At 62.6% G+C, this 762-nt stretch carries 1 protein-coding gene; it reads right to left on the bottom strand.

The features are described from left to right. Positions 1-223 precede the first annotated feature (223 nt). Positions 224-762: RICIN domain-containing protein (locus ACXJ3V_RS20155; RefSeq protein ID WP_457102136.1), on the bottom strand; the 539-nt coding region annotated here is incomplete at its 5' end.

Genomic DNA, 762 nt, shown 5'->3' with positions numbered 1-762 from the left:
GCGAAGTCGGGCCACAGCCTGCCGATCGTCGGCTGGCGCAACTCATTGAGCATCAAGGCGTTGCGACCGGGCTCGAATGCTGCGGGAGTCATGCCGGCACCTCATTCGGCTAGCAAGCCGCTGCGAGCAATCCCAGCATCCATGGGATAGCACGCTCTGACACGAAACTCGAACGACCGGCGCCGTGGTCGGCCTCCGGGCTCCAGTCGTCATGTCCATGGGTTCACCTGACGACGAAGGGAGAGTCCCATACCTGCACGTCCACCAACTCCCACTCCTGATTGGCAGCGTTGGGTGCGCTGAATCTGGCAATACAGTCCCAGGCCTGTAAGCCGGCACCTTGTTCGGGCAGGCCGGGAAGGTGACCGTTCGCCGCATCCAGGCATCGCCGCCCGCGATCGTGATAGTTCTCCAGGACCGTGCGGCGTCCAATGACGCATTGAATTCGGGTGGGGCATTCTGCCGCCGTCATGACCACGGCCCGCAACCTCCACATCTGAGAAGCGTCTCCACTGCACGTATCCTGGACGATCGCTGCACCGGATCGAAAGCCGTTGGTCTTCAGGCATTTGCCTGAGTGCTTCGCCCGTAGCAGGAACCACTGCTCTTGCAATGGCTCCGGATTGCCGGGACGAGGTAGCCATTGGACGCTGAACTGCTGGCTCGGGGCACCGTAGTTCGGCCAAAGGACGACCGGCGCACCATCGTCGGTCCGGTGCGCAAGGACCTCGGCCATCATGCGGGTGCCCGAATTGACGATGT

The organism is Microbacterium sp. P5_E9 (assembly GCF_054049175.1).
The sequence above is the reverse complement of the archived record's forward strand: the minus strand, read 5'-3'. Positions and strand labels throughout refer to the sequence as shown.